Raw genomic sequence first — 25,274 nt, 5'->3', positions numbered from 1 at the left:
CCCGCTCCCGTCCCACCCGGGCGGTGGTCGTCGCTCGACCGGTACGCCACAGGGCGGGCACGACCCGAGGGGCCGTACCCGCCCTGCGGGCGGACGTCGTGGGCGACAGCATCGGCGCGGGAGTCGGGCGTCGGGGCACCCGACCGCTCGGCCCGTCGCTGCCCTGCGGCACCGTGTCCGGAGGTCAGTCCTTCTCGGGGTCCGTCCAGTGACCGGACTCGCGCTCGGTCCAGAGCTCTGCGCGGGCCTCGGCCTTGGCGTCCATGCGCTCGTTGTACTCGCGACGCTTGTCGTTGCGCGTGGGGCGCGAGTGGTCGTCGAAGCGCAGGTCGGTGCCACGGGGTCCGCCGAGGTGCTCGGAGCCCGTGATGAGCGTGGGCTCCCAGTCGAAGACCACGGCGTTCTTCTCGGACCCGATCCGCACCTCGTCGCCGGCGACCGCCCCGGCCTTGAAGAGCTTCTCCTCGACACCCAGGCGGGCGAGACGGTCCGCGAGGTAGCCGACGGCCTCCTCGTTCGCGAAGTCGGTCTGACGGACCCAGCGCTCGGGCTTGGCACCGCGGACCTCGAAGTAGAACGTGCCGTCGCCCGCGTTCTTGCGGGTGACCGTGAACCCGGCGTCGTCGACGGCCTTGGGGCGCAAGATCGTGCGCACCGGAGCGGGCGCGGGGGTCTCGCGGCGCGCCGTGTCGACGAGCCCGGCGAGCGCGTAGGTCAGCTGGCGCAGGCCCTCGTGGCTCGCTGCCGAGATCTCGAAGACCTGCAGGCCGCGGGCCTCGAGGTCGGGGCGGACCAGGTCGGCGAGCTCGCGCGCCTCGGGCACGTCGATCTTGTTGAGCACGACGAGGCGCGGGCGCTCGTTGAGCGGGAGCCCGCCCACGACGCCCGAACCGTCGAGGTCGCCCGAGTAGGCGGCCAGCTCGGCCTCGAGGGCCTCGAGGTCGGAGATGGGGTCGCGGCCCGGCTCGAGCGTCGCGCAGTCGAGCACGTGCACGATCACGGCCGTGCGCTCGATGTGGCGCAGGAACTCGAGCCCGAGCCCCTTGCCCTCGCTCGCACCGGGGATGAGGCCCGGGACGTCGGCGACCGTGAAGCGCACGTCGCCGGCCTGGACCACGCCGAGGTTCGGGACGAGGGTCGTGAACGGGTAGTCGGCGATCTTGGGTCGTGCGGCCGAGATCGCGGCGACGAGCGAGGACTTGCCCGCGCTGGGGAAGCCGACGAGCGCGACGTCCGCGATCGACTTGAGCTCGAGGACGAAGTCGACCTCCTCGCCGGGCTCGCCCAGGAGAGCGAAGCCCGGGGCCTTGCGGCGCGGGGAGGCGAGGCCGTGGTTGCCCAGGCCGCCGCGACCGCCCGCAGCGGCGACGTACTCGGCGCCCTCGCCGATGAGGTCGGCCAGCACGTTCCCCTGACGGTCCTTGACCACGGTGCCGTCGGGCACGCGCAGGATCAGGTCCTCACCGTTGGCACCTTCCCGGTAGTCGCCCTTGCCCTGGGTCCCGGACGCGGCGTGCCGGTGCGGCGAGTGGTGGAACTCGAGGAGCGTCGTGGTCTGCGTGTCGACGACGATCCGCACGCTCCCACCGTCCCCACCCTTGCCGCCGTCGGGGCCGGCGAGCGGCTTGAACTTCTCCCGACGGATGGAGGCGCAGCCGTTTCCGCCGTCACCGCCGGAGGCGTGCAGAACGACGCGGTCGACGAACGTGGCCATGGAAAGGGTCCTCTCGAGCGGGGGGAAGAACACCAGGAGGGGCGCACCGCGTCGGTGCGCCCCTCCTGTCAAGCATGTGCAGCGTCGTGGATCAGGCCTCGGCAGAGACGATGTCGACGACCTTGCGACCACGGCGCGTGCCGAACTGGACGGCGCCGGCGGTCAGGGCGAACAGCGTGTCGTCGCCACCGCGACCGACGTTGTTGCCCGGGTGGAAGTGGGTGCCGCGCTGGCGGACGATGATCTCGCCGGCGCTGACGACCTGGCCACCGAAGCGCTTCACGCCGAGGCGCTGGGCGTTGGAGTCACGACCGTTGCGCGAGGAGCTCGCGCCCTTCTTGTGTGCCATGTCGAACCTGCTTTCGTGCTGGAAGAAGAGGGGGTGGGATCACCTGCGGCGGCTCTCACGAGCCACCGAGGGAAGTCACTTGATGCCGGTGACCTTGAGGCGGGTCAGCTGCTGACGGTGACCCTGGCGCTTGCGGTAGCCGGTCTTGTTCTTGTACTTGAGGATCGTGATCTTCGGGCCCTTTTCGTCCCGGACGACCTCAGCAGTGACCTTGACCTTCGCGAGCGCCGCAGCGTCGTGGGTCACCTTCTCCCCGTCCACCAGCAGGATCGCAGGAAGCTCGACGGACTGTCCGGCACCAGCCGACAGACGGTCGACGACGACGATATCGCCGACGGACACCTTCTCCTGGCGGCCACCGGCCTTGACGATCGCGTACACCACGTTGTTGCTCATCTCTTCTAGTCTTGGCGTGCTCGCCATGTCTGGCCGTCTTGGCAGGACTCAACACACCTGTGCGTGCGAGTGCGACCTGTCCATGGGCACACGGGACCAGTGCGCACCGAGCGCACCGACGTTCAAGATTACGGAATCACGGGCGCAGGGTCAAATAACCGCACCCGGGCCCGCCGGTCAAGTCGGCACGCCCGGGCGCGGCGATCGGCCCCCCGTTCGAGGACCGGGTTCAGTCGAGGACGAACGTGACCTCGAGCGCCACCTGCCAGGCCACGATCTTCCCGTCCCTGACCTCGACCTTCTGCTCCTTGACCCACGCGCCCGTGAGGTTGCGCAGGGTCTCGCTCGCCCGCTCGATCCCGGTCTTGACCGCGTCGTCGAAGCTCACGTCGGACCGTGCACTGATCTGGGTGATGCGCGCTACCGAGCCGCTCATGACGTCCTCCGTCATCGTCGGGCGGACGCCTCGTCGCGCCCGCGCTCCCCTCCACGATCCTCCGCGCCCCCGCGGGTCGCCAGCGCAGCGGCCGGATCGCCCGCCGGCGTGCGAGCCCAGCCGCCCGAGGCCGGGCGAGACGGGGCCGCCGACGAGCGCCTCGGCACCGGCCCTCACCCGAGCCGCGTCGCGAGCCCCGCCACGATCACGTCGACCCCGAACACGAACCGCTCCTCGAACGCCGCCGCCTGCGAGCGGTCGAGCTCGCGCAGGTCGACGGCCTGCTCCTCCACGACGAAGCCCAGGACGAAGGCGAGCAGCGTCCCCCAGGCGCGCGCGGCGCCGTCGGGCCCGAACCCCGCCGCCGTGAGGATGCCCATGGGCACCTCGACCGCGCCGCGCAGCGACTCGTCGGTGACGAAGGTCCCGCTGAAGACCCGCGCCCCGTCGCGGTGCGAGAGCAGCATCTCGCGCAGGGCGGTCGCGGACTCGCGCACGCACTCCTGCCAGGGCGCCCCCGCAGCCACCGCCTCGTCCCAGGCCGCGCCCTCGACGAGGTCGCGCAGCATGGTGGCCGCCATCTCGTCGAGCAGGTCGCGCTTGCCCGCGAAGTGCCAGTAGAGCGCGGGCGCCTTGACGTCGAGGTCCTGGGCGAGCCGGCGCAGCGTCAGCCCGTCGAGGCCGACCTCGTCGAGCAGCGCGAGCGCCGCCCGCACCACCCGTTGCCGGTCGAGCCGCTCGGCCACCGCTCCACCTCCTCGCGCGCCCGGCACCTCCGGACCACCACACCTTGACACCTTAACGATGTTCAGCAACTCTAACGCTGTTAGATTGAACGACGTTAAGGAGACTCTGATGCGCGTCCTGCTCGTGATCGACCACCCCTACGAGGGCAGCTACAGCCGGGCGCTCGCCGCAGCCGCGATCCGCGGCGCCACGACGGCCGGGCACGAGGTCGACGTGATCGACCTCGACCTCGACGACTTCGATCCCGTGGTCCGGCGCGCGGACCTGGGCGCATGGCGCGAGGGACGGACCGTGGACCCACGGGCCGCGGAGTACCAGGAGCGGCTGGCCGCGGCCGACCACCTCGTCCTCGTCCACCCGGTCTGGTGGGAGGTCATGCCCGCGCGCCTCAAGGGCTTCTTCGACAAGGTCCTCGTGCCCGGGTTCGCCTACACCGAGAACAGGGTCGGGGCTCTCCAGGGCCTGCTCGGGCTGTCGGGGGTCACGCTCGTGACGACCATGACGACCCCCGGCCCGCTCTACCGCACGTGGTTCGGCGCGCCGGTCCAGAGGGTCGTCGCCCGCGGGGTCTTCGGCCAGCTCGGCGTGCGGCGGGTCCGGTGGGTCAACCACGCGCGCGTCGCCCAGGTCTCGCCGGCGCGGCGCGAGCGCTGGCTCCGGCGCCTCGAGCGCCTCGCCGCGGAGCTCCCCGAGCCGTCGGGAGCCGTCCGCGACCGCGCAGTCCGGCGCCGCCGCGACCTGGACGCGCAGGAGGCCGCGCGGCACGCCCTGCCGAGCCCGACGCCCGTCGGGCCCGCGGCCTGAGCGCCTGACCCCGGGACGACGAAGGACCCCGGCCGGAGCCGGGGTCCTTCGTCGAGCTGCGTGCTGCGTGCGCCAGAGCGTCAGGCGTCCGCCTGACCGTTCGACCCGGCGGCCTGCGCCTGGGCGATCTGGGCGCGGACGTCGTCCATGTCGAGGCCCTTGACCGCCTCGACGACCTGCTCGAGAGCGGGTGCGGGGAGCGCGCCGGGCTGCGAGAAGACGAGCACGCCCTCGCGGAACGCCATGAGCGTCGGGATCGAGGTGATGTTCGCCGCGGCCGCGAGGCCCTGCTCGGCCTCGGTGTCGATCTTGCCGTGCACGACGTCCGGGTGGGTCTCCGAGGAGGCCTCGAACACCGGGGCGAACTGGCGGCACGGGCCGCACCACGACGCCCAGAAGTCCACCAGGACGATGTCGTTGTCCTTGATGGTCTGCTCGAACGTGGCGCCGGTGAGTTCCTGGGTTGCCATGAAGGTCCTTCCTGAGGGGTTCACCAGGTGCAGCAACCTGCCGCGGCCGGGTATTCCCGGCGCGGCGGGTGGGAATCCGCGCGTGCCGTCGGCTCGGTCGACCCCCGTCCGCCCGGCCTGCACGGCCGTGAGCGAGGTCACGTCTAGGCTGTGGCGCGTGGAACGCCTCAGGCCGCGCACGATCGCGGGATACGCCATCGGTTCGGTCGGCACGGGTGGGTTCGGCACGCTGCCCGGCCTCATGCTCCTGTACTACCTGACCGACGCGCTCGCCGTCCCGGCCGCGGTCGCGGGCCTGGTCGTCACGGGCGCCAAGGTCTGGGACGTCGTGATCGACCCGTTCATCGGGTACGGCAGCGACCGCGATCTGGTCCGCACCGGGTCCAGGCGGCGCTTCATGACGATCGGCGCGGTCGCGATCCCGGTGTTCTTCGCGCTGACGTTCGCCGTGCCTGCGGGGGCCTCGACCGTGGCCGCCTCGATCTGGGTGCTGGTCGCGTTCCTGCTCGCGGCCACCGCGTTCTCGATGTTCCAGGTCCCGTACATCGCGCTGCCCGCGGAGATCGCCCCGACGTACGACGAGCGCACGCGCCTCATCAGCTGGCGCGTGGCGACGCTCGCGTTCGCGATCCTGCTCTTCGGGGCCGGGGGCCCGGTGCTGCGCGGCGAGACGAGCTCGCTGTCCGGGTACCTGACGCTCGGCGTGGTCGCGGGCCTGGTCATCGGGGCAGGCATGTTCGTCGCGTCGCGCGTGGCCCCGCGCGGCGCACGCGCAGCAGGCCCGACGGCGCCGCTCCCCCCGGGCGTGCAGGCCGCGGCCCCGGCAGCGGCGGTCTCGGCGCTGGGAGCCTTCCGGATCGCGGTCGCCGAGGCGGTCTCGACCCTGCGCCGGAGCCAGCCGTTCCGCGTGCTGCTGACCGCGTTCTTCCTCCAGGCGCTCGCGACGGGCCTCATGCTCGCGGCCGCGAACTACGTCGCGACGTACGTCCTGGAGTCGGACCTCGCGGTGAGCCTGCTGTTCGCGGCGCTCATCGCCCCCGCGTTGCTCGTCATGCCGCTCTGGAACCGGCTCGCGCGCCGCGTCGGCAAGGAGCGCAGCTTCATCCTCGCGAGCGCGCTGTTCGCGCTCGCGACGCTGTGCATGGTGCCCCTCGCATGGGCCCCGGGGGCCTGGGTCTACCTGCCCACGGCCCTCGCGGGCGTCGGCTACGCGGGCATGCAGGCCCTGCCGCTCGCGATGCTCCCCGACGTGATCGCGCACGACGCGCGCAACACACCCGGTGTCGCCGACCGGGGCGGGGCGTTCAGCGGCGTGTGGACCGCGGGCGAGACGACGGGCATGGCGTTCGGCGCCGGCCTGCTGAGCCTCGTGCAGTGGGTCACGGGCTACCAGTCCTCGAGCGCGGGAGTCACGCCCGAGCAGTCCAGCGCCGCGATCGACGGCATCGCGCTCTCGTTCTCGCTGGTCCCGGCGGTTCTTGTCGCGCTGAGCCTCGTCGCCCTCGTACGCTATCGACTGCGCAGGGGCGACATCGACGTGCCCACCGAGGAGTCCGCCGCGCATGAGCGCCCTTGACGACACCCCCCTGCCCGCCCCGACCGTCCTGAGGACCGAGGGCATCCTCGACCGCCTCGCAGCACTGCGAGCGGCCGACGCCCCCACGCACGGGGGCCGCGTGCTCTCGTACGTCTACGACCCGGACCTGGCCGAGCTCGACGCTCTCGCCGGCGACGCGATCCGCGCGGTCCAGCCGCTCAACGCCCTGGACCCCACGACCTTCTCGTCGGTCGCGGTCATGGAGCGCGAGCTCGTGTCCTTCGCGCGCGACATGCTGCACGGGACGGGCGCGCAGGACGCGAGCGGCGTCGTCGGGACCGTGACGTCCGGCGGGACCGAGAGCTGCCTGCTGGCGGTCAAGACCGCGCGCGACGCGTTCCTCGCCGCCCAGCCGGCACAGGCCGACGGGTCGCCGCGCACCCTCGCGACGCTCGGCTTCGCGCTGCGCGTCGTCGCACCCACGACCGTGCACGCCGCGTTCCACAAGGCCGCGGCCTACCTGGGGCTCGAGCTCGTGCTGGTCCCCGTCGACCCCGCGTCGTGCCGCGCCGACCCGGCCGCCCTGGCCGAGGCCGTGGGCGACGGACGCGACGTCGCGCTCGTCGTGGTCTCGGCGCCCTCCTACCCGCACGGGGTCGTGGACCCTGTCGAGGAGGTCGCGGCGGCCGCGAGCGCCCTGGGCGTGCCGGTCCACGTGGACGCGTGCGTGGGCGGCTGGGTCCTGCCCTTCTGGCCCGACGCCGCAGCCCAGGTCCCGGTCTTCGACTTCCGCGTCCCGGGGGTCACGTCGGTCTCGGCCGACATCCACAAGTACGGGTACGCCCCCAAGGGCACCTCGGTCCTCCTGACACGCGACCGCGACCGCCAGCGCCACCAGCTGTTCGCGACGACGCGCTGGCCCGGCTACCCCGTGGTGAACTCGACCATCATGGGCTCCAAGTCGGCGGGGCCGCTCGCTGCGGCCTGGGCCGTGACGCAGGCGCTCGGCGTGCCCGGCTACCAGGCCGTGACGGCCCGCTGCGCGGAGGCCACGTCCGCCTTGCACGAGGTGCTCGGGTCGATCGAGGGCCTGCGGGTCGTCGGGCTCCCGGTGGGACCGCTCGTGGCGGTCGCGACCGACGAGTCCGTCCCTGCCGGCCGCCGGATCGACCCGCACGTGTGGTCGGACGCGGTGCGCGCGAGCGGGTTCGTGCTCCAGCCCCAGCCGGGCTTCACGCAGCCCGACGGCTCGCGGCTGCCGCACACGACGCACTTCACGGTGACACCGGTGACGGCGGGCGTCGTCGGCGAGCTGGGAGCCGCGCTCCTCGACGCCGCGGAAGCCGTGCGCGGTGTGCCGCGGCCCGACCCCCAGCAGGTCCTGGCCGGGCTGCTCGCGACCCTCGCCCCGGGCGTCGAGCCCACCGACGCGGTCGCCGCGCTCGGGTCGCTCGACTCGGCCACGGCCTGGGAGCTCGTGCAGCGCACGGTGCTGGGGGGCGCCGACACACGCGGAGGCGACACGCCCGAGCCTGGCACGGGGCCCATGGCCCCGCTCCTGGCGCTCGTCGAGGCGCTGCCGCCCGCGGTGAGCGAGCGCCTGCTCGTCGAGCTCATCGCCCGGCTTGCCGAGCCCGTTCCCGGGTCGGTCGAGGACTGAGGCCCCCGGGTAGAGGGCGTCGCGGTGCTCGCTCGACGAGACGCCGCGGCGCCCCTCCCGTCGGGGTCCCGTCGCCCGCGGTCCAGCGCACGGACGGGCGCGGGTGGTAGAACAGTCGGGTGACGGACACCGCGGACTTCCCGCCCGACGACTTCTCCCGTGAGCTCCCCCAGCCGGCCGGGTGGCTGAGCGCCGAGGACCTCGCGGCCGCACGGTCGCACCTTCCCCTCGTCTACGTCGACGCCATCCCGGTCCGGGTCGACGACTCGGGCGACGTCGTCGCGGTGGGCCTGCTCCTGCGCGTGACGCCCGAGGGCCAGATGACACGGGCCCTGGTGTCGGGGCGCGTGATGTACCACGAGCGGATCCGCGACGCGCTGCTGCGGCACATCGAGAAGGACCTGGGCCCGGTGGCCCTCCCCCACGTCCCGGCCTCCCCGCAGCCGTTCACGGTCGCCGAGTACCTCCCGACACCCGGCATCACGGGCTACCACGACCCTCGTCAGCACGCGGTCTCGCTCGCGTACGTCGTCCCGGTCTCGGGAGACTGCCAGCCCCAGCAGCAGGCGCTCGAGCTGGCGTGGCTCACGCCCGAGCAGGCGTGCAGCGACCAGGTGCAGCTCGAGATGCACGGCGGGCAGGGCACGCTCCTGCGCCAGGCGATGGCGTACGTCGGCCGGCTCACGTGAGCACGGCGCGCGTCGCCTCGCCGTCGAGCACCGGATGGCGAGGCCTGACGGCTGCCCGCTGGTGGCACGGCGTCGTCGCAGCCATGGCGCTCGTCGGCGTCGTCTGGGAGCTCTTCGGCACGCTCGGGCGCGGGCCGCTCCTGGGCGACACCACCGTGGACCTCGTCGTCCACTTCTTCAGCTACTTCACCATCCTGTCGAACATCCTCGTCGGGGTCACGTGCGCGCTGCTCCTCGTGGACCCGCTGCGCGACGGGCGGGTGTTCCGCGTCGCGCGGCTCGACGCGCTGCTGTGCATCGCCGTGACGGGGATCGTCTACAACACCGTGCTCGCGGGGCTCAACGAGCTGAGCGTCGCCGGCTTCTTCACGAACCTCCTCATGCACCAGGCGGGACCGTTGCTCGCGGTCGTGGGTTGGCTCGTCGTGGGCCCGCGCCCGCGCATCGACGCCGCGACCGTGTGGTGGTCCGTCGTGGCTCCGCTCGCGTGGATCGTCTACATCTTCGTCCAGGGAGCGTTCTCCCGCTGGTACCCCTACCCGTTCATGGACGTGACCCAGATCGGGTACCCGCAGGCGCTGGTCAACACGGGCATCGTGGCCGTGGTGTTCCTAGGGCTCGCGGCCCTCCTGGGCTGGATCGACCGGCGCATGGAGCCGGCCCCCGCGCGGGGCTGACGGCCGCGTCCCGTCGGGCTCGCGAGACGTCCTGATCTTCACCCGCTCGGCCCGGACCGCTCGTCTCGCGCGCCTGCCGGAGCGGCCCCCTGGCGGCGGTAGCGTGTCGCCATGTCGAAGACGTCGAAGAAGAAGTCGAAGAAGGACAAGGCCCCGTCCCTGTCCCGTGAGGTCTACGAGGCCGAGCTGTTCCGGCTCCAGGCAGAGCTCGTCAAGCTCCAGCAGTGGACGCAGGCCACGGGCGCTCGGGTCGTGGTGATCTTCGAGGGTCGTGACGCCGCGGGCAAGGGCGGCACGATCAAGCGCATCACGCAGTACCTCAGCCCCCGCGTCGCCCGCATCGCGGCACTGCCCACGCCCACCGAGCGCGAGCGCTCCGAGTGGTACTACCAGCGCTACATCGCCCACCTGCCGGCGGCGGGCGAGATCGTGCTGTTCGACCGCTCCTGGTACAACAGGGCAGGCGTCGAGAAGGTCATGGGCTTCTGCACCCCCCAGGAGTACCAGCGCTTCATGCGCCAGACCCCGGTCTTCGAGGAGATGCTCATCGACGACGGGATCCTGCTGCGCAAGTACTGGTTCTCGGTCTCGGACGCCGAGCAGCTCAAGCGTTTCCGCTCACGTCTGTCCGACCCGGTGCGTCAGTGGAAGCTGAGCCCCATGGACCTCGAGTCGATCCACCGCTGGGAGGACTACTCGCGCGCCAAGGACGAGATGATGGTGCACACCGACGTCCCCGAGAGCCCGTGGTTCGTCGTCGAGTCGGACTCCAAGAAGAACGCCCGGCTCAACATGATCGCCCACCTGCTCTCGACCATCCCGTACGTCGACGTGCCGCACGACAAGGTCGTGCTGCCCGACCGCCCCCAGGCGTCGAGCAGCTACGTGCGCCCGCCGCGCGAGCTGGCGAACTACGTCCCGGACCACGTGGCCCAGCTCCTGGGCGACCCCGAGAACGGGTTCTGAGCGGCGCGCTCTAGAGCTCGAGCGTGGGCCAGTCCGCGAAGTCCTCGCGCATCCTGCGGTCGTGCGTCGCGACGACCACGGCCGCAGGCGTGACGCGCAGCGCCTGGGTGAGCTCGTCGACCAGGTCGATCGAGAGGTGGTTGGTCGGCTCGTCGAGCAGCAGGACGTGCGGCACCGCGAGCAGCGCGCGGGCCAGGTCGAAGCGCCGACGCTGCCCCGCGGACAGCTCGCGCAGCGGGCGGTCCAGGTCTTCCTCGGTCAGCAGCCCGAGGAACGCGACGGGCACCAGGTGGTCCGGGTCGAGCGTCCCGGCCGAGAGCAGGTCGAGCGCCTCCTGCGCGTACTCCTCGAAGCCCGTGCGCTCCTCGGCGCCCGGCGGGAGCACGGGGCCCTCCTGCGCGACGATCCCGACCCGCACCCCCTCAGCGACGGACCGCGTGCCGCGGTCGAGCCGGACCGTTCCCGCGAGCGCCGCGAGCAGGGTCGACTTGCCCGACCCGTTCGGCCCGGTGATCAGCAGCCGTCCCGACGGCGGGATCGCGATGCGCGTCCCGGGCAGATCGAGCCGGGCACCGGCGGGTGCTGCAGCGGTAGCCGGGACGTCGTCGCCGTCGGGACGGCCGCCGGGCTCGCTCTGACGCTCGCGCGGCCCCGCGTCCACGCGCGGGCTGCGCACCTCGAGCAGCGACAGGTCGGGGGCCCACCCGGGCGACATGGCCAGCAGGTCGGGGAAGCGCAGCTCGAGCGGGGGCACGGGCACCTCGACGGCCTCGGCCTCGAGCTTCTGCACGAGCCGGTCCGCGGCCTTGACGTGGATGCGCGCGTGCGTCGCACGACGGTGCTTCTGGCTCCCCTTGGCGGGTCGCCACTCGTCGGAGAGCCCCTCGTACGACGCGTCGAGGCGCTCGGCGAGCTTCTCGGCACGCTTGCGCTCGGCCCGGTAGCGCTGACGCCACCGGTGCAGGGCCTGGTTCTTGGCGAAGCGGTAGGCGAGGTAGCCCGGCTGCCCGTACAGGACGGGCTTGCCGTCCATCGCGGGATCGAGGTCGAGGATCTCGGTCGCGACGTCGTCGAGCAGCTGGCGGTCGTGCGTGACCATGACGATCCCGCCGCCCCACGCCACGATCTCGCCCGTGAGGAAGTCGATGCCGCTCGTGTCGAGGTGGTTGGTCGGCTCGTCGAGCAGGAGCAGGTCGCTGCGCTCGGCCAGGCGGCACGCGAGGCGCACGCGGTAGCGCTCGCCGACCGAGAGCGTCAGGAGCTCGCGGTGCGGGTCGCGGCACGCGCCCAGCCGGGACAGCGCGACCTCGACGCGACGGTCGGCGTCCCACACGGCCAGGTGCTCGGCGCGGGCCAGGACGTCCGAGAGCTCGGCGAGGCTGCCGTGCTCGTGGTCGAAGTCGCGCGTCACGGCGTCGAGCTCCGCTCCCACGGCGCGCACGGTCGCGAGGCTGTCGCGGACCAGGTCGCCCACGGTCTGACCGGGCAGCGGGACGAGCTCCTGCTCGACGACGGCGAGCGAGCCCTGGCGGCGCACGTCACCTCCGCCGGGCGGCAGCGTCCCGGCCAGGACGCCCAGGAGCGTCGACTTCCCGCTGCCGTTCTCACCGACCACGCCGAGGCGCGTGCCGGGGGCGACGCGCAGGGAGACGCCCGAGAGGACGGGGCGTCCGGGGTAGGAGAAGGAGAGGTCGTCGACAGCCAGGTGCACGGGTCAACCCTAGAGGGAGCCGACGGGCGAGCGCGCACTTGCCTCCAGCCTGGCCTTCGTCCCGGCCGTGGACGTGGCCCGCGCAACAGCGGGCAGGGCGCCGCGGGGAGCCAGGAGAGGGTGGTGCTCCGGTAGCGTCGTGGCCATGACCTCGACGCCTGCCACCGCCCCGAACCCGACCCGCCCGACCGTCCGGACGGGCGTCGTCGCCCTGGCCGTCGTGCTCGACGTCGTCGCGGTCCTCGCGTTCGCGGCGGGAGGCCGGGCGACGCACTCCGCGGACAGCCCGCTGACCGCGGTCCTGTCGATCGCCTGGCCGTTCCTCGTGGGCCTCGCCGCGGGCTGGGTCCTGCTGCGCGCGTGGCGCCGGCCGATCGCGGCCTGGCCGACGGGCCTCGTGCTGTGGGTCACGACGTGGGTCGTAGGGATGGCGCTGCGCTGGGCCACGGGCGAAGGGCTGGCGACCGCGTTCCTCGTGGTGTCGGCAGCGTTCCTGCTCGCGACGCTCGTGGGCTGGCGGCTCGTCGCGCTCCTGGTGGTCACGCTGCGCGGGCGCCGGTAGGGCGGTACGTCTCGCGACTTGGGGCCCCCTGCGCGGGCGAAGGTAGCCCGTCTCGTGACCGAGCACCGCTCGATGCCCTGCACCCCCTGGTGCCGAGAACGAGGTGGAGATCGTTCTGCCCGGTCTGGCGGCCGCAACATCGTGGTCGAGCGCACGGAACGTCGTTCTCGACGTGCGGCTCGACGTCCGAGCGAGCGCGACCCGGAGGTCGCGCTCGCTCGGACGCTCGTCGCCGATCCGACCGGTGGCCCGGCGACCGGGCACCCCGGCGACCGGAGCACCCCGGCGACCGGGGCACCCCGGCGACCAGGCAGGCCGTCGCCACGCGCAGCTCAGGCGAGCGGCTGGACCTGGACCTCGTCGACGGCCGTCCCCGTGAGCACCGCGACGACCTGCGGCGCGAGAGCGCGGAACGCCTTGCCGCGGTGGCTGATCGCGTTCTTCTCCGCGGCCGACAGCTCGGCGGCCGAGCGGGTCTCGCCGTCGGGGAGCAGGATCGGGTCGTAGCCGAACCCGCCCTCGCCACGCGGGGCGGTCAGGAGCGTGCCACGCATCTCACCGGTGCGCACCCACTCTCCCCCACCCGGCGTCACGAGCGCGGCAGCACACACGAAGCCCGCAGCCCGGTGCCCGGCGGGAACGTCACCGAGCTGTGCGAGCAGCAGGTCGAGGTTCGCCTGGTCGTCGCCGTGACGACCGGACCAGCGTGCCGAGAAGATCCCCGGCGCCCCGCCCAGGACGTCGACCGCGAGCCCCGAGTCGTCCGCCACGGCGGGCAGGCCGGTCGCCGCAGCCAGCGCTCGAGCCTTGATGAGCGCGTTCTCCGCGAACGTCACGCCGTCCTCGACGGGTTCCGGCGCTCCGACCTCGCGCGCCGAGACCACGGCCTCGGGCGGCAGGTCCAGGCCCGGCTGGGCCGCGAGGATGGCCCGCAGCTCGGCGAGCTTGCCCACGTTGTGGGTCGCGAGCACGAGCCGTGCGCCGGCCGGGACGCTCACGCCGGACGCAGCGCTCACCGCGACGCCTCGTCGAGCGCGAGCTGCTGGATGATCGCGAGCTCGGACGTGCCGTGGAGGGCGAGGTCCAGCAGGACGTCGAGCTCGGTGCGGTTGAACGGCGCGTGCTCGGCCGTGCCCTGCACCTCGACGAAGTCGCCCGAGCCCGTGACCACCACGTTCATGTCGGTGTCCGCGCGCACGTCCTCGACGTAGGGCAGGTCCAGCATGGGCGTGCCGTCGATGATGCCGACGCTCACGGCCGACACCGAGTCCGTGAGGACCTTCTTGCCGCCCTTGATCGCGCCGTGCTTCTTGCCCCAGGTCACGGCGTCCGCGAGCGCGACGTACGCGCCCGTGATGGCCGCGGTGCGCGTGCCGCCGTCGGCCTGCAGGACGTCGCAGTCGAGCACGATCGTGTTCTCGCCGAGCGCCGAGACGTCGATCACGGCACGCAGCGAACGGCCGATGAGGCGCGAGATCTCGTGCGTGCGCCCGCCGATGCGGCCCTTGACGGACTCGCGGTCGCTGCGGGTGCTGGTCGCGCGCGGCAGCATCGAGTACTCGGCCGTGACCCAGCCCTGACCCGAGCCCTTGCGCCAGCGCGGCACGCCCTCGGTGAACGAGGCCGCGCACAGCACGCGCGTGCGGCCGAACTCGACGAGCACGCTGCCCTCGGCGGCGTCGAGCCAGTTCCGGGTGATCGTGACGGGACGGAGCTCGTCGGGCGCGCGGCCGTCCGCGCGGACGGTCTGGGAGGTGGAGGCTGAAGTCATGGAGCCAGCCTATCCGGGCTCAGAGCGTGAAGACCCGGCCCGTCGCGGCGAGGTCGACCGGACCCGCGTAGACCGCGGTGGCCTCGTCGCGCGCGGCCCGCTTGTCGTTCCACGCGGGCAGGTGGGTGAGGACCAGGCGCTTGACGCCCGCCGCGGTGGCGACCTCGCCCGCCCGCCGTCCCGTGAGGTGGATGCCGCGGTCGACCGCGTCGTCGCGCCCCTCGTGGAACGCGGCCTCTGCCAGGAGCAGGTCGGCGCCACGGGCCAGCTCGACCACGCCGTCGCAGACGTCGGTGTCGCCCGTGTACGCGAGCGTGACCCGCTCCCCCGGGGCCAGGCTCGAGGGCCCGGTCACGCGCACGCCGTAGGCCTCGACCGGGTGGAACACGCGGAACGGCTCGATCTCGAGCGGGCCGACACTGACGACCTGCCCCGGGACCCACGCCCGGAAGTCGAACTGGGACTCGAGGGACTCCCCCGCCTCCAGGCCGTAGGTCGCCCCGATCCGCTCGGCCGTGTTCGAGGGGCCCCACACGGGCAGCGTGCCCGCCGTGGCCTGGTCGGCGGACCCACCAGGGGCGACGGGGGCCACGTCCGCTCCCGTGCCCGAGGCGGCCGCCGCCGTGAGCCGGTCCGGGTGGTACTTGAGGTACACGTACAGCCCGCAGACGTCCACGAAGTGGTCGGGGTGCAGGTGGGACAGGCCGATCGCGTCGAGCCGGCGCGGGTCGAGGATCCCCTGGAGCGCACCGAGCGCGCCGTTGCCCATGTCCAGCAGGAGGTTCCACTCCCGCCCGTCCGGCGAGTCCGCGGCGGGCACCTGGACCAGGTAGGAGGACGCAGGAGAGTCGGGGCCGGCGAACGAGCCGGAGCAGCCGACGACGACCAGCCGCATCAGACGGCCTCCACGAGCGAGACCTCGGGCCCGAGGAACCGACGCGCGAGCTGGTCGAAGGGCTCGGCGCTCCCGGTCGCGCGGAAGCGGTGCCGCGGCGCACCTGCCTCGCGCGAGCGCTCGAGGCCGTGCGCCACGAGCGTGCGGTAGACGTCCTTCGCGGTCTCCTCGGCGCTCGAGACGAGCGTGACCTCGTCGCCCATGACGTACGAGATGGCGCCCGCGAGCAGCGGGTAGTGCGTGCAGCCGAGCACCAGGGTGTCGACCCCGGCGGCGCGCACCGGTGCGAGGTACTCGTGCGCGATCTCCAGGACCTCGGGGCCCGAGGTCACCCCGGCCTCGACGAGGCGGACGAACTCCGGGCAGGCCTGCGACGTGAGCCGCAGCCCCGGGGCCACGGCGAACGCGTCGTCGTAGGCGCGCGACTCGATGGTCCCCCGCGTCCCGATCACGCCGATGTTCCCCGTGCGGGTCGCCGCCACCGCGCGGCGCGCCGCGGGCAGGATGACCTCGATCACGGGCATCCCGTAGCGCGCCGTGTACCGCTCGCGCGCGTCGCGCAGCACCGCGGACGACGCCGTGTTGCACGCGATGACGAGCATCTTGACGCCCTCGTCGACCAGCTGGTCCATGATCGAGAGCGCCATGGCTCGCACCGCGGCGAGCGGCTTGGGCCCGTACGGGCTGTTCGCCGTGTCCCCGATGTACAGCAGCGACTCGTTCGGCAGCTGGTCGAGGATCGAGCGGGCGACGGTGAGTCCCCCGACTCCCGAGTCGAAGATGCCGATGGGTGCGTCGTTCACGGGGTCGAGCCTAGTGCCGCCCACCCCGGTTGGACGTCTCCGGCGCCCCGGCACCCCTGTGTCGACCGACACAAGGGGCGCCGGGCACGACGAAGGGCGCCGCACGTACGTGCGGCGCCCTCCGGCCCTGGCCCCGGGTCTGCCTGTCAGGACGGCGACCCGGGCTGCCTAGACCTTCGCCTTGCCCCGTCCGATCAGCCCCACGACGAGGCTGACGACGAGCACGATGATGCCGAGCCAGATCAGGAACTTCGCTGCTTCGACGGCCACACCGAACACGAGCAGCACGACTCCGACGAGCAGGATGATGAGCCACGTAGGCATGTTGTCCCTCTTTCTCTCGGCCGGGACGCGGACGTCCCGGTTCAACAAGGACAATCCTGACACCACTTCACCCTCTGCGCATCTTGACAGAAATGTGGCGAGTGACCTACAAGCATGCTAGGTCGTTTGCGCGACTCAGCGGGGCGAGCGGCGGACCTCGGCGAGCATCAGGTCCACGAGCGACTCCTGGAGCCAGCCCGACATGAGGAACACGCTCGCGAGGAACCGCCTGGCGGCGTCGGGAGCGCCCTCGTCCTCCTCGACGTCAGCGGCCTCGCGTGCGAGCACCTCGTCGTGCAGGTCCTCCACCTGGTCGTCGGTGCGCAGCTCGAGGCGCTCCGCCAGGACGACCCGGACGTCGGTGAGGGCCCCCGCGACGCGACGTGCGTCGTCGGGCCGGACGACGAGCGGCGTGAGCGCCTCCGCGTCCTGCGGGTCCCCCGCGAGCAGGAGGTCCGCGAGCAGCAGCAGCCGCTGCGACTTCTCGGCCGCCAGGTCGCCCTGGGTGAACCGGCGGAACTCGGCCGAGACCCCCGCGTCCTCGGGAGCGGCGTCAGGGAGCAGACGGCGGACCGCAGGGTCCGTGGGCGCGCGCACCTCCTCGGGAGGCGCGGAGAGCGGAGCGACGCCCTCGATGGTCGCGGCCTCCGAGGGCGGCGCGACCTCCTCGCTCCCGGGGCCCACCTGCTCCTGCAACAGCTCGACGACGTCACCCACGACGTGCGCGAGGACGAGCCGCTCGGCGGCGCTCAGCTCCGCGACGTAGCCGCGGCGCGCCCGACGGAACGGGCGCACTACTCCCCGCTCCGCTGCATCGTGGCCCACAGCCCGAACTCGTGCATCGCCTGCACGTCCACCTCGACCTTCTCCCGCCCACCGGACGAGACCACCGCCCGGCCCTCGTGGTGCACCTGGAGCATGAGCGTCTTGGCCTTCTGCTGGCTGTACCCGAAGTAGCTCTCGAAGACGTAGCTGACGTAGCTCATGAGATTCACCGGGTCGTTCCACACGAGGGTCACCCAGGTGTCGGCGAGGGAGAGCCCCTCCCGCGTGTCGATCTCCTCGTCGAGGCGAGGCCCCGCTGTCGCCGTTCCAGTCACGACCCCACTCTATGCGGTGCCCCACCACCCGCCGCGCGCCGTCCATGCGCAGGTGGGAGCCCTGAACGCGGGTGCAGGGCGCCCCGGCCGGCTCGTGCGTGCGCCCGCTCGTGCGGGCACGCACGCCCCCCGAGCCGCTTCTGCCCTAGGTTGGGCACATGAGTCCCGCAGACCGCCCGGGCACCGGCGCCCCGGCCGCTCACCGTGCCCCGTTCGCCCCCTCCGCCCAGACCTCGCTGCTGACGGACCGCTACGAGCTCACGATGCTCCAGGCCGCGCTCGCCGACGGCACCGCCGAGAGGCACTGCCTCTTCGAGGTCTTCACGCGACGCCTGCCCGCTGGACGCCGCTACGGCGTGCTCGCCGGGACCGGTCGCGTCCTCGAGTCGCTCGCGACGTTCCGGTTCACCGACCTCGAGCTCGACTGGCTCCGAGAGGCGGGCGTGGTCGACGACCGCACGCTCGACTACCTCGCGGGCTACCGGTTCACGGGCTCGATCACCGGGTACGCCGAGGGCGACGTGTTCTTCCCCCAGTCCCCCGTCATGGTCGTCGAGGGCACGTTCGCCGAGGCCGTCCTGCTCGAGACGCTCGTGCTCTCGATCCTCAACTACGACTCCGCGGTCGCCTCGGCCGCCTCGCGCATGACGAGCGCCGCCGTCGAGCGCCCCTGCCTCGAGATGGGCTCGCGGCGGGCGAACGAGCACGCAGCCGTCGCGGCGGCGCGCGCCGCGGCCGTCGCCGGCTTCGCGGGGACGTCCAACCTCGAGGCCGGGCGCCGGTACGGGATCGAGACGATCGGCACCGCCGCGCACGCGTTCACGCTCCTGCACGACGACGAGCCCTCGGCCTTCGCGGCCCAGGTCGCCTCCCTGGGGGCGGGGACCACGCTCCTCGTCGACACCTACGACGTGCGCCAAGGCGTCAAGAACGCGATCGCCGCGGCAGGGACCGGGCTCGGGGCCGTCCGCCTCGACTCCGGGGACCTCGGCATCCAGGCCGTCGAGGTCCGCAAGCAGCTCGACGGGCTGGGCGCCCAGAACACCCGGATCACCGTGACCTCCGACCTCGACGAGTACGCGATCGCCGCGCTCGCGGCGGCGCCCGTCGACGCCTACGGCGTGGGCACCTCGCTCGTGACGGGCTCGGGCGCCCCGACGTGCGGCATGGTCTACAAGCTCGTGTCCCGCGCCGACGCCGACGGGATCCTGCAGCCCGTCGCGAAGGCATCGACCGCCAAGACAAGCACGGGTGGTCGCAAGTCCGCGGCCCGCCAGTTCGGCGACGACGGGCGGGCCGTCGCCGAGGTCCTCGTCACCGGGCCCGACGACGTCGTCGCGGCCTGGGAGGCCGACGCCGACGAGGACCTGCGTCCCCTGCACGTCCCGCTCGTCGTCGACGGCGCGGTCGACTCCCGCTGGATCGGCGCGTACGGCGTGCACAACGCGGCGAGGCGCCACGCCGAGGCACGCGCGGAGCTTCCTCGCGGCGCCCGGCGCCTGTCCGCGGGCGACCCTGCGCTGCCGACCGTGGTGCGCCGCCTCGACTGACGCGAGAGGGCCCGCACGCTCACCGAGCGTGCGGGCCCTCTGCGGTCGCGGAGCGCGCCGCGACGACGACCGCTACTTCTTGCCCACGAACCAGCCGCGGAGCACGGCCACGCGCGCGTCGAGCTGAGCGACCGTCGCGAGCGGGACCTCCGGCCCACCGCACCGGCGGCGCAGCTCGGTGTGGACCGTGCCGTGCGGCTGCCCGCTCCGGCGCGCCCACGCGCCGACGAGCTGGGACAGCTCCTTGCGCAGCTCGGCGGCCCGCCGGTGCTCGAGCTCGCTGCGCTCGGCCTCCGAGCTCTTGGCCTTCTTGGTCCGGGCGGTCATCTGGTCGGCCTGGCGCTGACGCAGCAGGCTCGTCACCTGGTCCGCGTCCAGCAGACCGGGCAGCCCCAGGAAGTCCTGCTCCTCGTCCGACCCGACGTCGGCCTCGGTCCCGAACTCTCCCCCGTCGAACAGCACGCGGTCGAACGAGGCCTGCGCCTCGAGCGCCTGGAACGAGCCCTGCATGCCGTCCGCGAGGTCGTCGGACGCCTTGTCCTCCCGGTTCGCGGCTGCCATGAGCGCGTCCTCGGGGTTGTACATGTCCCCCTGCTCCTCGGCCGTGAGCGGGCGGTCGAGCGCATGGTCGCGCTCGAGCTCGAGGCCGTTCGCGAGCGCCAGCAGGTGCGGCACGCTCGGAAGGAAGACCGACGCGGTCTCACCGCGGCGTCGGGCACGCACGAACCGCCCCACCGCCTGGGCGAAGAACAACGGCGTCGCGGTCGACGTCGCGTACACGCCCACGGCGAGGCGGGGGACATCGACTCCCTCGGAGACCATGCGGACCGCCACCATCCACCGGGCGTCGCCGTCGGAGAACTCGTCGATCCGCCCGCTCGCGCCCTCGTCGTCGGACAGCACGACCGTGGGCGACTTCCCCGTGATCCGAGCCAGGTGCCCTGCGTAGGCACGCGCGTCGGTCTGGTCGGTCGCGATGACCAGGCCGCCCGCGTCGGGGATCGCCCGACGGACCTCGGTCAGACGCTTGTCCGCGGCGGCCAGGACCGACGGGATCCACTCACCCTCCGGGTCCAGCGCGGTCCGCCACGCCTGGCCCGTCATGTCCTTGGTCAGCGCCTCGCCCAGGCGCGCGCTGACCTCGTCACCGGACTTGGTCCGCCACCGCATCTGCCCCGAGTAGGACAGGAAGATCACCGGGCGCACGACGTGGTCGCGCAGCGCGTCGCCGTAGCCGTAGGTGTAGTCCGCCGAGGAGCGCCGGATCCCGTCGGCCCCTCGTTCGTACGTCACGAACGGGATGGCCGCGGTGTCCGAGCGGAACGGCGTACCGGTCAGCGCCAGGCGCCTGGTCGCGGGTTCGAAAGCGTCCCGGACCGCCTCTCCCCAGGACAGCGCGTCGCCGCCGTGGTGGACCTCGTCCAGGATGACCAGGGTCCGCTCGGCCTCGGTGCGCGCCGTGTGGAGCGCCGGCTTGGCCGCCACCTGGGCGTACGTCAGAGCGACCCCGTCGTAGCCCGCGCCATGGCGGCCCTGGCTGTTGCGGAAGTTCGGGTCGATCCGGATCCCGACGCGCGCGGCCGCGTCGGCCCACTGGTGCTTGAGGTGCTCGGTGGGCGCGACGACCGTCACGCGCCGGACGACACCCTGCTCGAGGAGCTCGGTCGCGACGCGCAGCGCGAACGTCGTCTTGCCGGCGCCAGGGGTAGCGACCGCGAGGAAGTCACGCGGGGCGCGTGCACGATAGGTCTCGAGCGCCTCTGCCTGCCATGCGCGCAGCTTGGAGGCGGTGCCCCACGGGGCACGGCGGGGGAACGCGGGCGACAGGTGCGAGGCAGCAGCCGACGAGGCCCCCAGCGGGGCCGAGGGGGGAAGGTTCGAGGACGGGCGAGCGGACGAGTTCGAGAGAGGCTGTCCACTCACTTGCCGGAATCACCCTCGCCGTCCTGCGGGGCGCGAAGGCCGTCGTAGATCTCCTTGCACGTGGGGCAGACCGGGAACTTCTTGGGGTCGCGGCCCGGGACCCAGACCTTGCCGCACAGGGCGATCACGGGCTTGCCGGACAGCGCCGACTGCATGATCTTCTCCTTGCGCACGTAGTGCGCAAAACGCTCGTGATCCCCCGGCTCGACCTCGGCCGTGGTCTCCGTGCGCTCGAGGACGCTCGTCGACGTCCCGCCGTTCGGGTCGCTGTCCGGAACGAGCGGCTCCGGTCCGGCCGGGCTGCCTGCGGCGGGTCCGCTGGTGGGGGTGGTCAGGGGTTCGATCATGGTCTCGAGTCTACGTCGGGGAAGAAGAGACCCGCCGACCCGGGTCAGGGGCGTGACCAGGGTCGGCGGGTTGTCCTGCGGCCTCCCCGGAGGGGTGGCCTGGGAGAGCTGGGGTCAGAGGCCCTGCCACTCCGGCTTCGAGAGGAACGTCTGGCGGTAGTAGTCGCCGAGCTGCAGGCGCGAGGCCGCGGCGTCGTCCACGAGGACGGTCGCGTGCGGGTGCATCTGCATGATCGTCGCGGGCCACATCGCGGACACCGGGCCCTCGACGAGCTGGTGGACCGCCTCAGCCTTGCCCTTGCCCGAGGCGAGGAGCACGAGGTGCTTGGCCGACATGATGGTCGCCAACCCCTGCGTGAGGCAGTGCTGCGGCACCTGTGCGAGGTCGTCGCCGAAGAAGCGCGCGTTGTCCTCACGCGTCTGGGCCGTCAGCGTCTTGATACGCGTGCGCGAGGCGAGCGACGAGCCCGGCTCGTTGAACGCGATGTGCCCGTCGGTGCCGATCCCGAGGATCTGCAGGTCCACGCCCCCTGCGTCGACGATCTTGCGCTCGTAGTCGGCGCACGCGGCGACCAGGTCCTCGGCGTTGCCGTCAGGCCCCTGCACCGCACCGGGAGCGAAGTCGACGCGCGAGGCGATCTCCTTCTCGATCACGTTGCGGTAGCGCTCCGGGTGGTCCTCCGCGATCCCGACGTACTCGTCGAGCATGAAGGCCTTGGCCTGCGCGAACGAGAGCCCTTCCTCGGTGTGGCGCCGGACCAGCTCGTCGTACACCTTCAACGGGCTCGAGCCGGTCGCCAGGCCCACGACTGCGGTCGGGGTCGCGCGGACCAGCTTGTCGATCGCGTCTGCGGCGAGCACCGCGAGCTGATCGGCGGGGGCAATGACAACTTCCATCAGGACACCTTCCTACGGCCGGCGATGGCTGCTCCCACCGCGGCAACGGGCACATCACTCGGAGCCAGAGAGACACGCTTCTCGAGCTCCAGGGAGGACAAGAACGGCGACGTGCTCGACTGCGCGACGAGCGCGCTGCGCACCACGTCGAGGAGAGGCTGGCCGAGACCGGTGACCCCTCCCCCGAGGACGACGTGCTGCACGTCGACCGTCAGCTCGAGGATGCGGACCGCACTCGCCACCGCGGCGGCGAACTCGTCCCTGATCCTCAGCGCTTCCGAGTCTCCGGCCGCTGCCGCCTCGAAGAGCTCCGCGGGGGCCGGGCGACCGAACCTCGAGGGCCACCGCGCGCTGAGCGCGGTCCCCGAAGCATAGGTCTCGACACAGCCTCGTTGGCCGCACGCGCACAGCGGACCCTCGGGATTGATGGGGATGTGTCCGATCTCACCAGCAGCCCCGCTCACGCCTCGTCGGAGCTCGCCACCCAGGACGATGCCTGCCGCGAGCCCCGTCCCGAGCGCGAGGAACGCCAGGTCCTGACCGTCCGGGCCCATGGCGTGCGAGGCGCCGAGCGCCGCCACGTTCAGGTCGTTGTCCACGTCCACCGGGATCCCGCCGAAGAGGGCCGAGAGCTCGTGGGCGAGCCCGAACGGCTCTCCCTCGATCCCGAGGTTCACCGCGTGCATCACCGATCCGCTCTCCGGGTCGACCAGCCCGGGCACGCCCAGGCCGAGGCCCGCGAGCGCGGCGGGCGCGAGGCCCGCCGCGTCCGTCAGGGACCTGACGGCCTGGGCTGCGCTCGAGACCACGCCCTGCGGGCCGCGGACGGTCGGCAGCTTGACCGACCCCTCGATCGCTCCGTCCGGTCCGAGCAGGACGCCGAGGACCTTGGTCCCACCGACGTCCAGCCCGACCGAATGGCCGCCCGGTAGTGCGGCTGCCTCGCCGAGCGACGAGGTAGCCGTGCTCACCTCACTCACGTCAGCCCTTCACCGCACCTGAGACGAGACCGCCGGTCATCCGCCCCTGGACGATGAGGAAGAAGATGACGACCGGGATAGCGATCAGCACCGAGCCGGCCATCAGGCCACCCCAGTTGGTGGCCTGCGTGGCCTGCTGGAACGTGCGCAGCCACAGCGGCAGGGTCATGGACTCCGGTCGCGTCATGATGATCAACGCCATCACGAACTCGTTCCAGGCCTGGATGAACGCGAAGACTCCCGTCGCCACGAGGCCCGGCGCCAGCAAGGGGAACGTGATCCGCCAGAAGGCCTTGGCGCGCGAGCAGCCGTCGATCATGGCCGCCTCCTCGAGCTCGGCCGGCACCCCGGCGACGAACCCGCGCAGCGTCCAGATGGTGAAGGGAAGAACACCCGACAGGTAGACGATGCCCAGGCCGATGATCGAGTTGAGCAGCTGCCACCCGTCGATGATCCGGAAGATCGAGATCATCATGGCCTCGCCCGGGATCATCTGGACCGCGAGGATCGCGATGATGAAGGCCTTGCGGCCCTTGAAGTTGAACCGGGTCACGGCGAGCGAGGCCAGGAAGGCCAGGACCATGGACACGATCAGGACGAAGAACGTGACCATGACCGAGTTGCCCAGGGCGGGCAGGAACGGTGCGCGCTCCTGGTCGAAGATCGCGTTCTTGTAGTTGTCGATCGTGAACGAGGACCCGGGGAAGAACGTCAGGTCCGTGCTGCGGATCATGTTCGTCGGCAGGAAGGACGAGTTGATCATCCAGTAGACCGGGAAGGCCGAGGCCGCGAAGACGATCACGGCGATCACGCTGTAGACGACGTTCGAGACCTTCTTGCGCTGTCCCTCACGGGTCTTGCGCGGGCCGCTCCCCGAGGATCGAGGTGCCGTCGTGGCGGTCCCTGCGACGGTCGGGTTGAGGGTGCTCACAGCTCTTCCTCCTTGACGGTCTGACGCACGTAGTAGTACGAGATCCCCATCATGATGAACACCAGGATCACCGCGATCGCGCTTGCGGTTCCGTAGTGCCCCTGGGCCATGCCCATCTGGTAGATGTACACGCCGATGGTGTTGGTCTTCTCGGCGATACCGCCGATGCCCTGGAGAACGAAGATCTGGGTGAAGACGCGCAGGTCCCAGATGATCGACAGGATGATGAGGACGACGATGATGCTCCGCACGTAGGGCACCATGATCAGGCGGAAGCGCTGGGCCGGGGTCGCCCCGTCGAGCGAGGCGGCCTCGAGGACCTCACCGGGAACCTGGGTCAGACCGGCGTACATGGTGAACGCCACGAAGGGCACGCTCTGCCAGACGATGATCAGGGCAGCCACGATGTAGAACATCAAGGGGTTGATGAGCCACGAGTGGCCCATCCAGTTGTCTCCGGTGATCTTCGTCAGCACGTTGTTGACCACCCCGTACTGGGTGTCGAAGATCCAGCCCCACACGATCACGGCCGCGAGGGCGGGCATGGCCCAAGCCAGCAGCAGGCCGATCGAGACGAGCAGACGGAAGAACTTGTTGAGGCGCATCATCAGCAGCGCGAGCAGGATGCCGATGGCCATCGTCAGGAACACGCAGACCACCATGAAGGCGAAGCTGCGGGCGAGGACGGTCCAGAAGACCGGATCGGTGAGCGTGTCGGTGTAGTTCTGGAAGCCCACCCATTCGGCAGGGACTCCCATGAGCTGGGCTCGCTCGTACTTCTGGAACGACATGATGAAGAGGTTGACCAACGGGTAACCGACCATGATGGCCAGGACCAGGAGGCTAGGGGCCAGCAAGAGCCAGGGCAGCTTGGATGACCGCTTCTTCGGGGGCTTGAGAGTGTCCTTCAGCTCGACCGCTGGGGACGACTCGAGGGTGGATGAGCTCATTTTCTCACTCCGTCGAGGGCTTGCACGGTTCGAGCAGGACCGTGCGGAGGCAGGTGGTGCGAGGGGGTCCAGTCATGCCGAGGGG

At 72.1% G+C, this 25,274-nt stretch carries 28 protein-coding genes; 8 read left to right on the top strand and 20 right to left on the bottom strand.

The genetic code is table 11. From position 1 onward, the window contains the following. Positions 1–184: 184 nt before the first annotated feature. The 5 genes from obgE to ASE15_RS11030 form a co-directional block, all read right to left on the bottom strand. Positions 185–1,714, bottom strand: a complete 1,530-nt coding sequence (obgE, locus tag ASE15_RS11050) for a GTPase ObgE (RefSeq protein WP_056650519.1) — start codon at positions 1,712–1,714, stop codon at positions 185–187. Positions 1,715–1,805: 91 nt separating this feature from the next. Next, a complete protein-coding gene (gene rpmA / locus ASE15_RS11045) occupies positions 1,806–2,063 on the bottom strand; it encodes a 50S ribosomal protein L27 (protein WP_030151568.1) in 258 nt (85 codons plus the stop codon). Between the two features lie 75 nt (positions 2,064–2,138). Then, positions 2,139–2,447, bottom strand: a complete 309-nt coding sequence (gene rplU, locus ASE15_RS11040) for a 50S ribosomal protein L21 (protein ID WP_191789147.1) — start codon at positions 2,445–2,447, stop codon at positions 2,139–2,141. A gap of 241 nt (positions 2,448–2,688) precedes the next feature. Next, the gene (locus ASE15_RS11035) at positions 2,689–2,895 is read right to left on the bottom strand and encodes a dodecin family protein (RefSeq protein WP_056651409.1); all 207 of its coding nucleotides are present in this window, start codon (positions 2,893–2,895) and stop codon (positions 2,689–2,691) included. Between the two features lie 173 nt (positions 2,896–3,068). Continuing rightward, positions 3,069–3,641, bottom strand: coding sequence for a TetR/AcrR family transcriptional regulator C-terminal domain-containing protein (locus ASE15_RS11030; RefSeq protein ID WP_056650515.1), 573 nt, complete (start codon positions 3,639–3,641; stop codon positions 3,069–3,071). A gap of 109 nt (positions 3,642–3,750) precedes the next feature. On the opposite strand from ASE15_RS11030, the gene ASE15_RS11025 reads away from it, so the two are divergent. After that, positions 3,751–4,446: an NAD(P)H-dependent oxidoreductase gene (locus tag ASE15_RS11025; protein ID WP_056650512.1), complete on the top strand. Its 696-nt coding sequence runs from the start codon at positions 3,751–3,753 to the stop codon at positions 4,444–4,446. Positions 4,447–4,526: 80 nt separating this feature from the next. On the opposite strand, the gene trxA is transcribed toward ASE15_RS11025, so the two are convergent. Beyond that, entirely contained in the window at positions 4,527–4,916 is a 390-nt protein-coding gene (trxA, locus tag ASE15_RS11020; RefSeq protein WP_056650509.1) for a thioredoxin, read from the bottom strand. Positions 4,917–5,073: 157 nt separating this feature from the next. Here trxA and ASE15_RS11015 point away from each other — a divergent pair, with 157 nt between their 5' ends. The 5 genes from ASE15_RS11015 (at position 5,074) to ppk2 (ending at position 10,445) form a co-directional block, all read left to right on the top strand. After that, positions 5,074–6,492, top strand: a complete 1,419-nt coding sequence (locus ASE15_RS11015) for an MFS transporter (protein WP_235534373.1) — start codon at positions 5,074–5,076, stop codon at positions 6,490–6,492. Next, complete coding sequence (locus ASE15_RS11010; protein WP_056650507.1) at positions 6,479–8,113, top strand: aspartate aminotransferase family protein; 1,635 nt, start codon at positions 6,479–6,481, stop codon at positions 8,111–8,113. Before ASE15_RS11015 ends, ASE15_RS11010 begins: the two co-directional genes overlap by 14 nt. A gap of 119 nt (positions 8,114–8,232) precedes the next feature. Continuing rightward, positions 8,233–8,802 (top strand): NUDIX hydrolase family protein, encoded by a 570-nt coding sequence (locus ASE15_RS11005; protein WP_056650504.1) that lies wholly within the window; start codon positions 8,233–8,235, stop codon positions 8,800–8,802. Continuing rightward, positions 8,799–9,479 (top strand): Pr6Pr family membrane protein, encoded by a 681-nt coding sequence (locus tag ASE15_RS11000; RefSeq protein WP_235534371.1) that lies wholly within the window; start codon positions 8,799–8,801, stop codon positions 9,477–9,479. The genes ASE15_RS11005 and ASE15_RS11000 overlap by 4 nt, the downstream gene beginning before the upstream one ends. Before the next feature lie 111 nt (positions 9,480–9,590). Further along, a complete protein-coding gene (gene ppk2 / locus ASE15_RS10995; protein WP_056650501.1) occupies positions 9,591–10,445 on the top strand; it encodes a polyphosphate kinase 2 in 855 nt (284 codons plus the stop codon). 10 nt (positions 10,446–10,455) lie between these two features. Here the strand turns inward: ppk2 and ASE15_RS10990 are convergent, their stop codons facing one another. Next, positions 10,456–12,156 carry an ABC-F family ATP-binding cassette domain-containing protein gene (locus tag ASE15_RS10990; RefSeq protein ID WP_056650498.1) on the bottom strand — a complete coding sequence of 567 codons (1,701 nt, stop codon included), beginning with the start codon at positions 12,154–12,156 and terminating at the stop codon, positions 10,456–10,458. Between the two features lie 145 nt (positions 12,157–12,301). Between ASE15_RS10990 and ASE15_RS10985 the strand changes: the two genes are divergently transcribed. Next, positions 12,302–12,718: a DUF3054 domain-containing protein gene (locus ASE15_RS10985; RefSeq protein ID WP_082608876.1), complete on the top strand. Its 417-nt coding sequence runs from the start codon at positions 12,302–12,304 to the stop codon at positions 12,716–12,718. A 332-nt stretch (positions 12,719–13,050) separates the two neighbouring features. On the opposite strand, the gene rdgB is transcribed toward ASE15_RS10985, so the two are convergent. The 7 genes from rdgB to clpS all read right to left on the bottom strand — a co-directional run bounded on the left by rdgB (position 13,051) and on the right by clpS (position 17,569). Next, positions 13,051–13,716, bottom strand: a complete 666-nt coding sequence (gene rdgB, locus ASE15_RS10980; protein WP_056651398.1) for an RdgB/HAM1 family non-canonical purine NTP pyrophosphatase — start codon at positions 13,714–13,716, stop codon at positions 13,051–13,053. A 14-nt stretch (positions 13,717–13,730) separates the two neighbouring features. Then, a complete protein-coding gene (gene rph, locus ASE15_RS10975; protein ID WP_056650494.1) occupies positions 13,731–14,489 on the bottom strand; it encodes a ribonuclease PH in 759 nt (252 codons plus the stop codon). Between the two features lie 19 nt (positions 14,490–14,508). Beyond that, entirely contained in the window at positions 14,509–15,384 is an 876-nt protein-coding gene (locus ASE15_RS10970) for an MBL fold metallo-hydrolase (RefSeq protein ID WP_056650492.1), read from the bottom strand. Then, on the bottom strand, positions 15,384–16,187 hold the full coding sequence (murI, locus tag ASE15_RS10965) for a glutamate racemase (protein WP_056650490.1): 804 nt from the start codon (positions 16,185–16,187) through the stop codon (positions 15,384–15,386). The genes ASE15_RS10970 and murI overlap by 1 nt, the downstream gene beginning before the upstream one ends. 168 nt (positions 16,188–16,355) lie before the next feature. Continuing rightward, positions 16,356–16,511, bottom strand: coding sequence for a hypothetical protein (locus ASE15_RS21195; RefSeq protein ID WP_168210118.1), 156 nt, complete (start codon positions 16,509–16,511; stop codon positions 16,356–16,358). Positions 16,512–16,646: 135 nt separating this feature from the next. Continuing rightward, a complete protein-coding gene (locus ASE15_RS10960; protein WP_056763335.1) occupies positions 16,647–17,306 on the bottom strand; it encodes a DUF2017 family protein in 660 nt (219 codons plus the stop codon). Next, complete coding sequence (clpS, locus tag ASE15_RS10955; RefSeq protein ID WP_056651395.1) at positions 17,306–17,569, bottom strand: ATP-dependent Clp protease adapter ClpS; 264 nt, start codon at positions 17,567–17,569, stop codon at positions 17,306–17,308. Before clpS ends, ASE15_RS10960 begins: the two co-directional genes overlap by 1 nt. A 200-nt stretch (positions 17,570–17,769) precedes the next feature. On the opposite strand from clpS, the gene ASE15_RS10950 reads away from it, so the two are divergent. Beyond that, the gene (locus tag ASE15_RS10950; protein WP_056650485.1) at positions 17,770–19,161 is read left to right on the top strand and encodes a nicotinate phosphoribosyltransferase; all 1,392 of its coding nucleotides are present in this window, start codon (positions 17,770–17,772) and stop codon (positions 19,159–19,161) included. 72 nt (positions 19,162–19,233) lie between these two features. On the opposite strand, the gene ASE15_RS10945 is transcribed toward ASE15_RS10950, so the two are convergent. The 6 genes from ASE15_RS10945 to ASE15_RS10920 all read right to left on the bottom strand — a co-directional run bounded on the left by ASE15_RS10945 (position 19,234) and on the right by ASE15_RS10920 (position 25,189). Continuing rightward, positions 19,234–21,018, bottom strand: coding sequence for a DEAD/DEAH box helicase (locus tag ASE15_RS10945; RefSeq protein ID WP_056651390.1), 1,785 nt, complete (start codon positions 21,016–21,018; stop codon positions 19,234–19,236). 62 nt (positions 21,019–21,080) lie between these two features. Next, positions 21,081–21,431 carry a DUF3039 domain-containing protein gene (locus ASE15_RS10940; RefSeq protein ID WP_056650482.1) on the bottom strand — a complete coding sequence of 117 codons (351 nt, stop codon included), beginning with the start codon at positions 21,429–21,431 and terminating at the stop codon, positions 21,081–21,083. A 114-nt stretch (positions 21,432–21,545) separates the two neighbouring features. Beyond that, complete coding sequence (gene nagB, locus ASE15_RS10935) at positions 21,546–22,328, bottom strand: glucosamine-6-phosphate deaminase (RefSeq protein ID WP_056650479.1); 783 nt, start codon at positions 22,326–22,328, stop codon at positions 21,546–21,548. Beyond that, a complete protein-coding gene (locus ASE15_RS10930) occupies positions 22,328–23,299 on the bottom strand; it encodes an ROK family protein (protein WP_056650476.1) in 972 nt (323 codons plus the stop codon). The genes nagB and ASE15_RS10930 overlap by 1 nt, the downstream gene beginning before the upstream one ends. Before the next feature lie 10 nt (positions 23,300–23,309). Further along, positions 23,310–24,239: a carbohydrate ABC transporter permease gene (locus tag ASE15_RS10925; protein WP_056650473.1), complete on the bottom strand. Its 930-nt coding sequence runs from the start codon at positions 24,237–24,239 to the stop codon at positions 23,310–23,312. Next, positions 24,236–25,189 carry a carbohydrate ABC transporter permease gene (locus ASE15_RS10920; protein ID WP_056650470.1) on the bottom strand — a complete coding sequence of 318 codons (954 nt, stop codon included), beginning with the start codon at positions 25,187–25,189 and terminating at the stop codon, positions 24,236–24,238. Before ASE15_RS10920 ends, ASE15_RS10925 begins: the two co-directional genes overlap by 4 nt. Positions 25,190–25,274 lie beyond the last annotated feature (85 nt).

This window comes from Oerskovia sp. Root22, assembly GCF_001429135.1.
Classification (GTDB): Bacteria; Actinomycetota; Actinomycetes; order Actinomycetales; family Cellulomonadaceae; genus Oerskovia; species Oerskovia enterophila.
Note: the sequence above shows the minus strand (reverse complement) of the source record. Positions and strands in the feature narration are given on the sequence as shown.